Origin of the sequence: Streptomyces sp. GS7 (assembly GCF_009834125.1) — a bacterium.
In the GTDB taxonomy this organism is placed as follows: domain Bacteria; phylum Actinomycetota; class Actinomycetes; order Streptomycetales; family Streptomycetaceae; genus Streptomyces.
The window spans coordinates 8,462,501-8,475,814 of the sequence record NZ_CP047146.1 but is presented as its reverse complement, the minus strand read 5'-3'; the positions used below and the strand labels follow the sequence as shown (position 1 = coordinate 8,475,814).

At 71.8% G+C, this 13,314-nt stretch carries 11 protein-coding genes and 2 pseudogenes (1 of these 13 running past the window's edge); 6 read left to right on the top strand and 7 right to left on the bottom strand.

The window, feature by feature from the left end; all coding sequences use genetic code 11:
* Positions 1-5: 5 nt before the first annotated feature.
* The 5 genes from GR130_RS36820 to GR130_RS36800 all read right to left on the bottom strand — a co-directional run bounded on the left by GR130_RS36820 (position 6) and on the right by GR130_RS36800 (position 5,345).
* The gene (locus GR130_RS36820) at positions 6-692 is read right to left on the bottom strand and encodes a hypothetical protein (RefSeq protein WP_201305104.1); all 687 of its coding nucleotides are present in this window, start codon (positions 690-692) and stop codon (positions 6-8) included.
* Positions 693-704: 12 nt separating this feature from the next.
* On the bottom strand, positions 705-1,328 hold the full coding sequence (locus tag GR130_RS36815) for a hypothetical protein (protein ID WP_159508709.1): 624 nt from the start codon (positions 1,326-1,328) through the stop codon (positions 705-707).
* A gap of 6 nt (positions 1,329-1,334) precedes the next feature.
* On the bottom strand, positions 1,335-2,441 hold the full coding sequence (locus GR130_RS36810; RefSeq protein ID WP_159508708.1) for a WXG100 family type VII secretion target: 1,107 nt from the start codon (positions 2,439-2,441) through the stop codon (positions 1,335-1,337).
* A gap of 1 nt (position 2,442) precedes the next feature.
* On the bottom strand, positions 2,443-2,757 hold the full coding sequence (locus GR130_RS36805; RefSeq protein ID WP_159508707.1) for a WXG100 family type VII secretion target: 315 nt from the start codon (positions 2,755-2,757) through the stop codon (positions 2,443-2,445).
* Positions 2,758-2,954: 197 nt separating this feature from the next.
* Entirely contained in the window at positions 2,955-5,345 is a 2,391-nt protein-coding gene (locus tag GR130_RS36800) for a protein kinase domain-containing protein (protein ID WP_159508706.1), read from the bottom strand.
* Between the two features lie 235 nt (positions 5,346-5,580).
* Between GR130_RS36800 and GR130_RS36795 the strand changes: the two genes are divergently transcribed.
* The 3 genes from GR130_RS36795 to sigJ all read left to right on the top strand — a co-directional run bounded on the left by GR130_RS36795 (position 5,581) and on the right by sigJ (position 7,759).
* A complete protein-coding gene (locus tag GR130_RS36795) occupies positions 5,581-5,889 on the top strand; it encodes an SH3 domain-containing protein (RefSeq protein WP_159508705.1) in 309 nt (102 codons plus the stop codon).
* A 61-nt stretch (positions 5,890-5,950) separates the two neighbouring features.
* Entirely contained in the window at positions 5,951-6,499 is a 549-nt protein-coding gene (locus tag GR130_RS36790; RefSeq protein WP_159508704.1) for a hypothetical protein, read from the top strand.
* Positions 6,500-6,745: 246 nt separating this feature from the next.
* Positions 6,746-7,759, top strand: coding sequence for an RNA polymerase sigma factor SigJ (sigJ, locus tag GR130_RS36785; RefSeq protein WP_159508703.1), 1,014 nt, complete (start codon positions 6,746-6,748; stop codon positions 7,757-7,759).
* Between the two features lie 122 nt (positions 7,760-7,881).
* Here the strand turns inward: sigJ and GR130_RS36780 are convergent, their stop codons facing one another.
* Complete coding sequence (locus GR130_RS36780) at positions 7,882-9,291, bottom strand: M1 family metallopeptidase (RefSeq protein ID WP_159508702.1); 1,410 nt, start codon at positions 9,289-9,291, stop codon at positions 7,882-7,884.
* A 291-nt stretch (positions 9,292-9,582) separates the two neighbouring features.
* Between GR130_RS36780 and GR130_RS40115 the strand changes: the two are divergent.
* From GR130_RS40115 to proC, 3 genes and pseudogenes are all read left to right on the top strand, one after another.
* Positions 9,583-10,416: pseudogene (locus GR130_RS40115) on the top strand (ABC transporter ATP-binding protein); the annotation flags it as partial.
* A 159-nt stretch (positions 10,417-10,575) separates the two neighbouring features.
* Positions 10,576-11,310 (top strand): annotated as a pseudogene (locus GR130_RS40110) (ABC transporter permease); the annotation flags it as partial.
* Between the two features lie 156 nt (positions 11,311-11,466).
* Positions 11,467-12,276, top strand: coding sequence for a pyrroline-5-carboxylate reductase (proC, locus tag GR130_RS36770; protein ID WP_159508700.1), 810 nt, complete (start codon positions 11,467-11,469; stop codon positions 12,274-12,276).
* 68 nt (positions 12,277-12,344) lie between these two features.
* Here the strand turns inward: proC and trpS are convergent, their stop codons facing one another.
* A protein-coding gene (gene trpS / locus GR130_RS36765) for a tryptophan--tRNA ligase (protein WP_236573826.1) crosses the window boundary here: on the bottom strand, positions 12,345-13,314 show its 3' portion. Its footprint extends 134 nt past the window's final position; 970 of the gene's 1,104 nt are visible here — the last part of the coding sequence; its start codon lies off the right edge, out of view; it ends in the stop codon at positions 12,345-12,347.

Below are 13,314 nucleotides of genomic sequence, written 5' to 3'. Positions count from 1 at the left end.
CCAGGTCAGCGGCGCTCGCGTCGATGGCGGCCTCGCGGGGCACCGCTGCGTAGGGCCTGAGGCGAGCTGGCCTTTTCTTCCGGCCAGTTCCACACCTGTTCGGGGAAGTCGTCGATGATGATGGTGAGGGTGTCGACCATGGTCAGCAGGTCTTCGTAGGTCTTGCGGCCCGATGTCCAGCCGATCATGCGGCTTCCCTCGATGCGCCAGCCCAGCTCGGCCTTGTGCATGAGTTTTTCCAGGGCGTAGGAGTTGATGAGGGCTGCGAATTCGGGATCGGTGGTGAAGTGCCGGACCAGGTGGCTGCCGAGGTCCTTCAGGTCGCGGTGCCCGTATATGGAGGACGGGAGAGCGACCCGCTGCCACTCCCTGGTACGCCACGACAGCCGACTACTGGTGAAAGCGGTATGCGGGAGCGCGCGCGGCAGGGGGAGCACCGCTACGGAGTACGTATCCGGCATGCTTGACCCGCTGCTCCCTAAGGGGCGCTGCCACGCCAGGAGATGGAACAGGCTCACCTCGCGGCCCTGAACGGCGCCCTGGAGCAGATTGTCGATCCTGGCGCCGTGTGGGCCGAGGCTGAACGGGTAGCCGCCGCGTTCAAATGTGGCGAGGTAGTCGCGGGCGTGCTTGCGGTAGGTCCAGGCCGGGTTGTCCCGGAAGCGTTTGATGCTCTTGCGCACCTTGAACATGGTCGGCAGCGGTCACATCACCCCCGGCCAGTTCCACGCCTGTTCGGGGAAGCCGTTGATGATGGTGGTGAGGGTGTCGGTCATGGTGAGGAGGTCTTCGTAGGTCTTGCGGCCGGACGTCCAGCCGATCATGCGGTTTCCCTCGATGCGCCAGCCCAGCTTGGCGTCGTGCATGAGCCGTTCCAGGGCGTACGAGTTGATGAGGGCTGCGAAATCGGGGTCGGTTGTGACATGACGGACCAGGTGGGTGCCGAGGTCGGGCAAGTTCCTGACGGGGCCTGTGGCGGGATTGAGGGCGGGCAGTTTCTCTTCCCGCGCGGACGACGCCAGTCGATTGCTGGTGAAGGCGGTGGCTGGGAGTGCGCGGGGCAAGGGGAGTACGGCCACGGAGTACGGCCAGGCGACGTTCGGCTGGTAGGGACCGCCTGCGCGCTTCCATGCCAGGAGGTGGAACAGACTGACCTCCTGGCCCTGGACGGCGCCCTGGAGCAGATTGTCGATCCTGGCGCCATCGGGGCCGAGGCTGAACGGATAGCCGTGGTCGTCGCATGTGGCGAGGTAGTCTCGGGCACGCTTACGGTAGGTCCAGGCCGGGTTGTCCCGGAAGCGTTTGATGCTCTTGCGTACCTCGAACACGGTCGGCTACTTGTCCTCATCAGTCTTGTCAGTGCCGGAGTTGAGGCCGTTGCCGTCTCCGTAGATGATGCCGTCCATGGCGATCTTCTGCCTGACGGGGAAAGGCTTGGGGCCGCCCGGGCGGGCTGCGTGGAACTCGTCCCCCACGTGATCTGCGCCCCCGGCAGCAGCTCCTGCCGCGCCGCTGAAGGCAACGTCGCGCCAGATGTCCTTGTCCTGCCCCTCGGCTGCATCCACTCCATCCGCTGCCGCCTGCCCGCCCGCACTGCCGAGTCCGCCCATGGCGATCTTGCCCACCGCGTTCTCGCTGCCGAGGGCTGCCGCAATGGTCTTCCCCGGCGCCCACGCCTCCCCGGCAGCGTGCCTACCGGTGCTGTCCGCCCAGCTGCTTACCTTGCTCCCCAGCGCGCCGCCGGTTTGCGTGATCCCCGTGCCCACTGCTGCGGACACCGCGGCATCCTGGAGGTCCTGCCCCCAGGTGATCTTCTGCCCGGTCATGGCCTGCCCGGAGACGTTGCCGATGAAGTTGGCGTCCGTACTCTTGCCGAACTCCACGGTGAACTTGACCAGTTTGTTGCCCTTCATCGCCGTCTGGACCTTCTCCAGCACCTCGGCGACCTTGATCAGGAGCTGTCCGAGCCGGGTGACCTCGCCCGCCGCCTCGGCGATCTCCGCCTCCGCCGCGCCCGCCGCGATGGCGTCGGAGAAGCCCGCGGTCAGTACGGACAGGCCGATGCCGATCGCCACCGTCGCCAAGACCTCCTCGACCACGCGGTGGACCTCGTCATTGGCCTTCTTGATGGCATCCGCGGTGTGGTCCAGCTGCTGGGCGACGGTCTCGAACTGCGGCAGCGCCTTCTCCACCTGCCCCTTGGTGTTCTTCCAGTGGGCGTGGAAGGCGTCGGCGGCGGCGCCGGTCCAGTTGTCGCCGAGGCGGGCGACCTCGTGGTCCTGGGTCTCGATCGTGGTCTTCAGGTCGTGGGCCATGCCTCGCCACGCCTCGGCGCAGGCCCGTAGGACGGACGGGTCCCCGCCTGGGTTGAACAGGTCGAAGCTCTTCTCGATCTGCGGCTGCTGGTCCTGCGGCTGCGGCTTCTGCTGCTGGTCGGCCATGTCACTTGCCCCCGAACTGCTGCGCCCGCGCGGTTTCGGCGTCCTGGTAGGAAGCGAGGGTGTGGTGCAGGCCGGCGGCGTAGTTCCGTAAGCCCGCGGATAACTCCTGGAGCGCCGTCGTCGTGTGACGGGTCATCTCCACGTACTGGGAGAGGGCCTCGGTGGACTCGGACATCACACCGAAGGCGTCGTCCACGTTCTCCACCCGCTTGGCGAAGTCGCCGATGCGGCCGTCGAGATGGTCGGCGGAGGCGGTGAAGTCCTTGGCCAGGGCGGTGACCGGCTCGGGTTGGATGGCGAACTGCTGATGCGGCATGGCTGCCCCCGTGTGACGTCGTGTGATCGTTACGGCAGGGAGCGTAGGCAGATCGGTGCCGTGGAACCGGCGCACCGGGCGGGGATCTTCACGGAGCCTTGACGCATGCGACGGGGCGCGTTAACGGGAATGACGTCGCGTCAAGTGCGTGGCGCTGACGTGGCGTTCATCGCTGGGAGTCGGTGGACGGCCACCTCTCACCACCGCCGCGGGTCCCCCGTCGGCACGCCGAAGACCGTGCCGTCGGGGGAGGCCGCGTAGATGCGGTCGCGGGCGGAGTCGAGGCTGGGGGCGGGCAGGGCCTGGAGGAAGCCGTTGTGGCGGGCGGCGGCGAGGCGGGGCTGGGTCTGGCCGAGGAGGGCGCCGGAGGTGGTGTCGACGGCGATCAGGCGGCCGTCCGCGGCGGTGAAGTAGAGGCGGTCGCCGCTGACTATCGGGGCCGAGCCGCGGCTGACCGAGGTCTCGGTGTCCCAGGTGCGTGCGCCGACGGCCTGGAGGGCGCCGCCCTCGGCCAGGAGGTAGACGGTTTCGCCGCGGACGACGGCGGCCACCCCGCGCAGCGGCGCGGCGAGCGGGAGTTTGCGGACCTGCCGGGTGCCGGGGTCGTAACGGACCACGCCGGTGGTGGAGTTGACGAAGGTGGGGTCGGTGGCGGTCAGGTAGAGCGCACCGGAGGAACCGGTTCCGGCGAGGGCGAGGGAACCGGGGAGGCGGTGGGACCAGTGGATCGTGCCGTCGGAGGGATTGATGGCGGTGACCTGGGTGGTGGGGGTGCGGCCGTCGGGGACGGCCTCCGCGGCGTAGGCGGTGTGCGGGTCGCCGTAGGCGGTGAAGACGGGCAGCCGGTGACCGGGGAAGCGCTTGCGCCAGCGCTCCTGGTGGGTGGTGCTGTCCAGGGCGGTGACCGTGCCGTCCCCGGAGGACAGCAGGATGCGGTCGCCTACGACGACGGCGCCGCCCTGGTAGGACGAGAGGTCCTTCGTCCAGCGGGTGGCGCCGCTGCCGTGCGCGGACGGGTCGAGCGCCAGCAGCTGCCTGGCGTCGGGGGAGAAGACGTAGAGCAGGCCGCCGGAGAGGACCGGTGCGGTGGGGGAGACGGCGGGCTTGTGCGTGGTGTCGGCCTTGTGCTGCCAGGCCGCCGTGCCGGTGTCCGGGTCGATGCGGGAGGCGAGCAGCCCGGACTGCCCGCAGAAGAGGCCGCCGGCGCCGGACGTGCAGAACGGCATCTCGGCGGCGTAGCCGGCGGGGCGCTTGACGAGCGTGGTCCGCCAGGGGTGGAAGGCGGTGCGCGGGGCGTTCTGGGCGCGGGTCTGGAGGGCCGGGTCGTCGGCGTCGTCGGCGGCGGTGAGCGCCCGGACTCCGGCGACCGCGCCGACGGCGGTGACGGCCAGCGCCAGGGCGGCCCAGATGAGGCGGCGGCGGGAGCCGCCGGACGGGGAGGGGCCGGGGTCGGGGTTGCTGGTGCCGGCGGGTGGGTCCGGGGTGTGGGACGGGGTGGTCTCACGGGCTGCCGCGGTCTCACGGGGCGGCTCGGGGGCGGTGGAGAGTTCCGGCGTGCGGGCCCGTACGTGCGTGGCTTCGGCTCGCGGCGGGGCGGACGCGTCGCGAACGGGCTGCCGCTGACCGGGTATTCGGGTGCCGGTGCCGGTGCCGGTGCCGGTGCTGGCGGATGCGGCTGCCACCGCGCCCGGGTCCGTGCCTCTCTCCGTATCCACGCCCGTGTCGGTGGGCGGCATCGGGAGCGTCGCGGGAACCGCCGTCGACGTGTCCGTACGCAGCAGTTCCATCAGGGCACCCGGTGTCGGCCGGTCCGCCGGGTCCTTCGCCAGGCAGCTCTCGACGAGCGGTACCAGCTCCTCCGGTACGCCGGACAGATCCGCGTCGTCGTGCACCACCTGGTACGCGACGAGATACGGGCTCTCCGAGTCGAACGGGCCGCGGCCCGTGGCGGCGTGCACCAGCACCGACCCGAGCGCGAAGACGTCGGCCGCCGGGCCCACCTCGCGCGGGCGCTGGAACTGCTCGGGGGCCATGAAGGGCGGCGTACCGATCAACTTGCCGGTCTCGGTGCGCATTTCACTGTCCGAAGGACGCGAAATGCCGAAATCGATGACCTTCGGGCCGTCGGCGGCCAGCAGCACATTTCCCGGTTTGAGGTCGCGGTGGACGACGCCCGCGCGATGGATGTCGCGCAGCGCCTCGGCGAGCCCCGCGGCCAGTCGGCGAACCTCGGCGGGAGCCATCGGGCCATTCCGCTTCACCTGATGCGAAAGGGTCGGGCCGGGAATGTGCAGGGTCGCCATCCAAGGCCGTTCGGCCTCCGGGTCGGCGTCCACGACCGGTGCCGTGAAGGCCCCGCTGACCCGTCGGGCGGCGGTCACCTCCTGCCTGAACCGCCCCCGGAATTCCGGGTCCTGGGCGAATTCGGCGTGAATGACCTTGACCGCCAGCAGCAGCCCGGAGGAGGAGCGGGCCAGGTGGACCACGCCCATTCCGCCGGCGCCCAGCCGCGTCTCCAGGCGGTATTGCCCGGCGTATTCCGGACGCTCCGCTTCCGGGCCGATCCCGGAATCGCGCAGCGGCGGCATCGTTCCACCCCCGAGTCATTCCCCAGCACATCAGGTCGCAGGTGCGACGCGCGGAGCCTAGTCGATTGTTCGTACGAGACGAACGAGGCTTGCTAGCGTGCGCGGTGCGGTTGCCGAATGACCACCGGTCAAACGGCAGGCAGCGGTATCCGGCACGGAACCAACACTCACCGGAACTCTCACCGGAACCGTCACCGGATCCGCCAACAACATCCATCACCGGGGGGAACACGAAATGACCACGCAGGACTTCCAGGGCTATGCCGAGCCGGTCGGCGAGGCCCTCGCCGGCGGCGTGACGTATCCGATCGCGCCGGGTTACCAGGTCAACGTCCGCCAGGGCCCCGGCACCGACAGCCCGGTCGTGCGGCGGCTGTCGGCGGGCGCCCAGGTCGAGATCCGCTGCCAGCAGCACGGCCAGTGGGTCAGCGGCCCGTACGGCACCTCCGACATCTGGGACAACATCGCGCCCGGCGAGTACATCTCCGACACCTACGTCCACACGGGCAGTGACGGCATGGTCGCGCCCAGCTGCGTGGGCTGAGCGGGGGTAGGCGGGACCGCCGCCCTCGGGGCCGCGGCCTGCCCCGGGGATAATCGGTGCCATGAGCGACGAGCGGCAGACGACGTCCCCGGACGGCCCGGCGCGCGGCCCCGAGGGCGGCGGTCCGGAGCCGGAGGAGATCCGTTTCTTCGGGACCACCTGGGTCCACCACGACGGCGGCTACGCGCTGCGCCGAGCCGGCGTCGCGGTCGGCTCGCTGGCGCTCGCCGCGGCCGGCGCGCTGGTGCTGCGCTTCGCGTTCCAGGGGCTGGACACCGCCGCCGTCGGCCCGCTTGTGAGCATCCTGGTCGTGGTGGGCTTCGCGGTGTGCAGCGCGCTGGCCTTCCGCCGTACCTGGGACGGTTTCGTACGGCGGCCCGATCCGGCGTCCGAGAGCGCGGCCGACAAATCCGCCCAGAGCCTGATGCTCATCGGGTTCATCGGCTCGCTGCTCGCCTATTTCTGCCGCAGCCTCGTCGAGGCGCCCGGGGAGAAGCTCCACCGCGCCGAACACGACGCGGCGTGCGAGCGCCACGCCCGCCGCCGAGGGGCCCGTACGGGCAACCCGGCGGCGAAGAAGGCCCGGCCGAAGGGGAAGAAGCGCCGGTAACGCCGATCGCGGCGGTAGTGGCGGTAGCGGCGGGAGTTGGCCGGCATCGGGAGGGGCGGGACCCTTCCCTCCCGACCCGCCGGGCTTCCGTCGTACTGTCGGCTCTCGGGCCGTCACCTCTCGGGCCGTCGCGCCGTCCTCCTGTCACACCTCGGGCCGCCGCGTCGTCCCCAGGGCGGCAGCCGCCGGTGCACGGTGCGGTTGCCGGGCAGGCGTCACGGGAGAGCGGGGAGCGGGGAGCGCGCGATGGCGGAGCAGGGGATCGGTACGGCGGGGGAGCGGGAGGGCGGTACGGCGGGAGGGCGGCCGGACGGGGCGCGGGACGAGCGGCGGCTGGCGCAGTTCGAGGAGCACCGGGCCCGGCTGTGGGGCGTCGCGTACCGGATCATGGGAACGGTCAGCGACGCCGATGACGCCGTCCAGGAAGCCTGGTTGCGCTGGCAGGCGCTGCCCGACGAGCCCCCGATCGCGAGCCCGCGCGGCTTCCTCACCACCGTGGTGAGCCGGATCTGCTACGACCTGCTGGGCTCGGCGCGCGCCCGCCGGGAGCTGTACGTGGGGCCGTGGCTGCCGGAGCCGCTGCTGGACGGCGGCGGGGGTGCGCCCGGCGGTGCCCTCGGCACCGGCACCGGCGGCTCCGCCGCGCCGGGCGACCCCCAGGACCGGGTGACCCTCGACGAGTCCGTGGGGATGGCGCTGCTGACCGTCCTGGAACGGCTCACCCCGGCCGAGCGCACCGCCTTCGTCCTGCACGACGTCTTCGCCGTCCCCTTCCCGGAGATCGCCGACGCGGTCGGCCGCACCCCCGATGCGGTACGGCAGTTGGCCTCGCGCGCCCGTAAGCGGGTACGTGCCGAGGCACCGCGCCGCACCGTCGACCCGACGGAACACCGGCGCACCGTCGAGGCGTTCCTGGGGGCCGTGATGGGCGGGGACTTCGCGGCGCTGATGGAGACCCTCGACCCCGAGGTGGTCTGGCGCTCCGACGGCGGCGGCAAGGTCACCGCGGCCCGCCGCCCGGTGCTGGGCCGCGACAAGGTCGCCCGCTACGTATGGGGCCTGCTCACCCGCGGCTTCGACGCGGCGACGATGCGGATGGCGGTACGGGAGGTCAACGGCGCGACCGGGCTCGTCTTCACCGACCTGACGGGGGCGTACCCGCCGGGGGTCCTTGCCTTCACGGTGCACGACGGGCGGATCACGGAGGTGGACGCAGTGATCAACCCGGAGAAGCTGGGGCACTTGGAACTCGGGGAGTGACGGGGGAGTGAGGGGGCCGGGGGGCGCCGCCTTCGGTGCCCCCCCGGCCTCCGTACCCCCAACCGTCAGTCCGTGGCCCACCCCTCAGTCCGTGGCCCAACCGTCAGTCCGTGGCCCACCCCTCAGTACTCCCAGTCCGGCCGGCCCTCCCCGTACAGCCAGTCGTCGAAGAGGTCGGTCAGGTCCTCGTCGGTGCGCTCCTGGCAGAAGGCGATGAAGTCCTTCGTATCGGCGTTGGCATGGCGGTACTTGGCGGGCCACTCCTTGAGGATCGAGAAGAACGTCTTGTCGCCGACGGCGTTCCGCAGTTGCTGGAGCACCATCGCGCCGCGCTCGTAGACGGGCGTCGCGGTCACCTGGGACGCCTCGTCCGGCTCGCCCGGCGGGAAGTCCCAGCGCGGGTCGTCCTCGTCGGAGTCGTAGAGCTGGTCGAACTGCTGCTGCGGCGTCCGGCCGCCCTCGTGCTCCTCCCACAGCCACTCCGTGTAGGTCGCGAAGCCCTCGTTGAGCCAGGTGTCCTGCCACGTCTTCGGCGTCACCGAGTCGCCGAACCACTGGTGGGCCGTCTCGTGCACCACGGTGATGTCGCGCGGCGCCCCGGCGTAGACCGGCTTGGTCTGGGTCTCCAGCGCGATCCAGTCGATCCGGGGCGGCGTGTGGTCGACTATGGCGCCGGCCGACGAGAAGGGGTACGGGCCGAACAGCCCGGTCTCCCAGTTGAGGATCTCCGGCAGCCGCGCCAGCGGCTCCTTGCTGGCCTTGGCCTCCGTCGGGTCCACCGCGACGTACACCGGCAGCCCCTGCGGCGTACGCGACTCCTTGACGTCGAACTTCCCGATGGTGGCGGTGGCCAGATAACTGGCCATCGGCTCCTTGCTGTGCCACTCGTACGTGGTCTGCCCGCCGGTGACCCGCTTCGAGCGCAGCTCCCCGTTGGCCACGGCGGTGTAGCCGCTGGGCACCGTGATCCGGAAGTCGTACGCGGCCTTGTCGCTGGGGTGGTTGTTGCCGGGGAACCACGTCATCGCGCCGGCGGGCTCCCCGGAGACGAACGCGCCGTGGCCGGTCCTGACCCACCCCTCCCACGCGCCGTCCGCGTCCTGCATCTCCTGCGGCCGGCCGCTGTACGCCACGGTCGTACGGAACGTCGCGCCCTTCTTGAGGCCGGCGGCCGGCCGCACCGTCAGCTTGTGCCCCTTGCGGCTGAAGTCCGCGGTCCGGCCGTCGACCCGCACGCCGGTCACCTTCAGCCCCTGGAGGTCGAGTTGGAAGGACCGCAGGTCCTGGCCGGCCCTGGCGGTGATCGCGGCGGTGGCGTCCAGATGCTGCCGGACGACGTCGTAGTCGAGGTCGAGCCCGTAATGGCTGACGTGGTAACCGCCGTTGCCGAGCGCGGGGAAGAGCGGGTCGCCCACTCCGCCGCTGCCCGCCGCCCCTTTGGCGGTCGCCGCGCCGCCCGTACAGGAGGACAGCAGCAGGGCTACGGAGAGCGCGGCGGTCGCGCCGCATGAGCGGCGGGGGCGGCGGTTCACGGCACTCCTTAGGGCCGGGACGAAAAAACGGACACAAGTTCCCCGACCCTACGGGCATTTCGACTCCAACGCCGCTCACCGCCTATTTCCGTGGATTACGGGGCGAGCGGGTCGGGGCCGTGCCGGGGCCGGGTGGAGCGGTGCGGGGACTTCCTGGAGTCGTCCGGGGGCTTCGTGGAGTCGACCGGGGACTTCGTGGGGCTGTGCAATGGCTGCCCACCAGGGAGGGGGCGTCATGCCACCGCAACCGGGTCTTGACGCTCCGCTTGCCCCCGGCGCATTATTCACCGCATGGTGAATTACGCGCGCGACCGTGCCCGCGACAGTGCCCGCGACACCGCGGGCGACCCGCCCGAGACCGCCCCCGCCCCCTCCCTCGCCGTCCACGCCCACGGCCTCACCGTCGTCCGCGGCGGCCGTACCGTCCTCGACGCCCTCGGCTTCGACGTCCCCCAGGGGCAGATCACCGGCCTCCTGGGCCCCTCCGGCTGCGGCAAGACGACCCTCATGCGGGCCATCGCCGGCACCCAGGCCAAGGTCGCCGGCACCCTCGACGTCCTCGGCGCCCCCGCCGGCCACCCCCGCCTGCGCCCCCGCATCGGCTATGTCACCCAGGCCCCGTCCGTCTACGACGACCTCACCGTCCGCCAGAACCTGGACTACTTCGCCGCCGTGCTCCAACCGGGCCCGGCCGCCCGCGCCGAACGCCGGGCGGCCGTCACCCGCGCCATCGAGGACGTCGACCTCACCGACCACGCCGACGTCCTGGCCGCGCACCTCTCAGGCGGCCAGCGCAGCCGCGTCTCCCTCGCCGTCGCACTGCTCGGCGACCCGGAACTCCTCGTCCTCGACGAACCGACCGTCGGCCTGGACCCCGTCCTCCGCCGCGACCTGTGGAACCTCTTCCACACCCTCGCCGCCCGCGGCACCACCCTCCTCGTCTCCTCCCACGTCATGGACGAGGCCGATCGCTGCCACCGGCTCCTCCTCCTGCGCGACGGCCGCCTCCTGGCCGAGGGCACCCCGGAATCCCTCCGCGCGCGGACGCACTCGGCCACAGTGGAGGAGGCGTTCCTCCACCTGGCCGCGGGCCCTCACGACCTGACCCCGGACCCCCGCACCCCTGAGGCGACGGAGCCGGGAACGGTCCCCGTCGACGCGGCTCCCGTGCTCGCACCCGCAACCGCACCTGCACCCGCGACTGCCGCCGACGCCGACAACGCGGACGCCGACGCGGACCCCGACGCCGACGCCGACGCCGGCCGCCCGGCCGGGCGGCGCGCCTCGGCCGCCCGCACCACCGCCACCGCGGCCCGCGTCCTGCGCCAACTCCGCCACGACCCGCGCACCATCGCCCTGATGCTGCTCGTCCCCTGCGCGATGATCGCCCTGCTCCGCTACGTCTTCGACGCGTCCCCGCGCACCTTCGACGGCATCGGCGCCTCGCTCCTCGGCATCTTCCCGATGATCACGATGTTCCTGGTGACCTCCATCGCCACCCTGCGCGAACGCACCTCCGGCACCCTGGAGCGCCTGCTCGCGCTGCCCCTGGGGAAGGCCGACCTGATCGGCGGCTACGCCCTCGCCTTCGGCCTGCTGGCGATCGTCCAGTCCGCCCTCGCCACCGCCCTGTCCATCGGCCTCCTCGGCCTGGACGTCACCGGGTCCCCCTGGCTGCTGCTGCTCGTAGCGGTCCTCGACGCGCTCCTCGGCACCGCCCTCGGCCTGTTCGTCTCGGCCTTCGCCGCCTCCGAATTCCAGGCCGTCCAGTTCATGCCCGCGGTTCTGATGCCCCAACTACTGCTCTGCGGCCTGTTCACCGCCCGCGACACCATGCAGCCCGCCCTCAAGGCGCTCTCCGACGTCCTCCCCATGTCCTACGCCGTGGACGGTATGGACCAGGTCCGCCACCACGCCGACGCCACCCCCGCCTTCGTCCACGACACCCTCATCGTCACGGCGTGCGCGCTGCTCGTCCTCACCCTCGGCGCGGCCACCCTCCGCCGACGGACGCCGTAGCCGACCGCACCCGGGCACGGGCCACCACCCCGCCACCGCGGCCCCGCCGCCCGAACCGCCCGCTCCGTGGACAGCCCCACCCCCCACCCGCCGACGATGCGAGGATGGCCACACCACCCGACCCCACCGAACAGGCCCCACCGGCGAGGTGAACGCATGACCCAGAAGGTCGCCGTCCTAGGCACCGGAAAAATCGGCGAAGCCCTGCTCAGCGGCATGATCCGCGGCGGCTGGGCACCCTCCGACCTGCTGGTCACCGCCCGCCGACAAGAGCGCGCCGAGCAACTCCGCAGCCGCTACGGCGTCGAGGCGGTCAGCAACGCGGAGGCCGCCAAGGCCGCCGACACCCTGATCCTCACCGTCAAACCGCAGGACATGGGCACCCTCCTCACCGAGCTGGCCCCGCACGTGCCCGCAGACCGCCTGGTCATCAGCGGCGCCGCCGGCATCCCCACCGCGTACTTCGAGGAGCGGCTGGCACCGGACACCCCGGTCGTCCGCGTCATGACGAACACCCCGGCCCTGGTCGACGAGGCGATGTCGGTCATCTCCGCCGGCACCCACGCCACCGCCGCGCACCTCACCCTCACCGAGGAGATCTTCTCCACGGTCGGCAAGACCCTGCGCGTCCCGGAGTCCCAGCAGGACGCCGCCACCGCCCTCTCCGGCTCCGGCCCGGCCTACTTCTACTTCCTCGTCGAGGCGATGACCGACGCCGGCATCCTGCTCGGCCTGCCCCGCGACAAGGCCCACGACCTGATCGTCCAGGCCGCCATCGGCGCCGCCGTGATGCTCCGCGACAGCGGCGAACACCCCGTCAAGCTCCGCGAGAACGTCACCTCTCCCGCGGGCACCACCATCAACGCCATCCGCGAGCTGGAGAACCACGGCGTGCGCGCCGCCCTGATCGCCGCCCTGGAGGCCGCCCGCGACCGCAGCCGCGAACTGGCCTCCGGCAACGGCTGACCCGCCAACGGCACCGAATCTCCGGCCACAAGCGGCGCGGCCCCGGGGCCGCGCCGCTTGTGGCCGGCTCACCACCGAGCTTCTCCCTCCCCCCGCTCCTCACCCTCCGCGGCCATCAACCCCACCGCCCCATACGCCGCATCCACCCGCGGCCGGGCCATCCCCCGCGCCCGCTCGGCCCCCTCCCGCAGGACGGCAGCGACGTACCCGGGATCGGCCGCCAGCTCCGCATGCCGCTCCCGCACCGGCCGCAGCAGCTCCACCACCGCCTCCGCCGCGTCCTTCTTCAGCGCCCCGTACGACCCGTACGAACCGGCCAGCTCCGCCGGATCGGCCACCCCCGTGCACGCCGCCAGCACCTCCAGCAGATTCGCCACCCCCGGCCGCTCACCCCGGTCGTACACGACACCGTCGGCGCCGTCCGTCACCGCCCGCAGCACCTTCCGGCGCACCGTCTCCGGCTCGTCCAGCAGATAGACGATCCCCGCCGTACCGACCTGCCGCGACTTCCCCATCTTCGACGTGGGCTCCTGAAGGTCCATCACCCGCGCGGCCACCGGGGGATGCGTCGCCCTGGGCACCACGAACACCCGCCCGTACCGCCGGTTGAACCGCTCCGCCAGATTCCGCGTCAGCTCCAGATGCTGCGCCTGGTCCTCTCCCACGGGCACCTCGTGCGTCCCGTACGCCAGGATGTCCGCCGCCATCAGCGCCGGATACGTCAGCAACGACAGCCGCCCCCCGCCCCACTCCTCTTCCCCCCGCGCACCCTTCCCCTTCTCCCTCTCCCTCTCCTCCTTGTACTGCACCATCCGCCGCATCTCCCCGACGCCGGCCGTGCACTCCATCAGGTACGCCAGCCGCGCATGTTCGTCCACATGGCTCTGCACGAACACCGTGCACAGCGCAGGGTCCAGCCCCACCGCCAGCAGCAGCGTCGCCGCCTGCCGGCTGAGCCGCCGGACCCGCGCCGGATCGTGCTCCACGGTCAGCGCGTGCAGATCCACCACACAGAACAGCGCCTCCGACCGGTGCTGG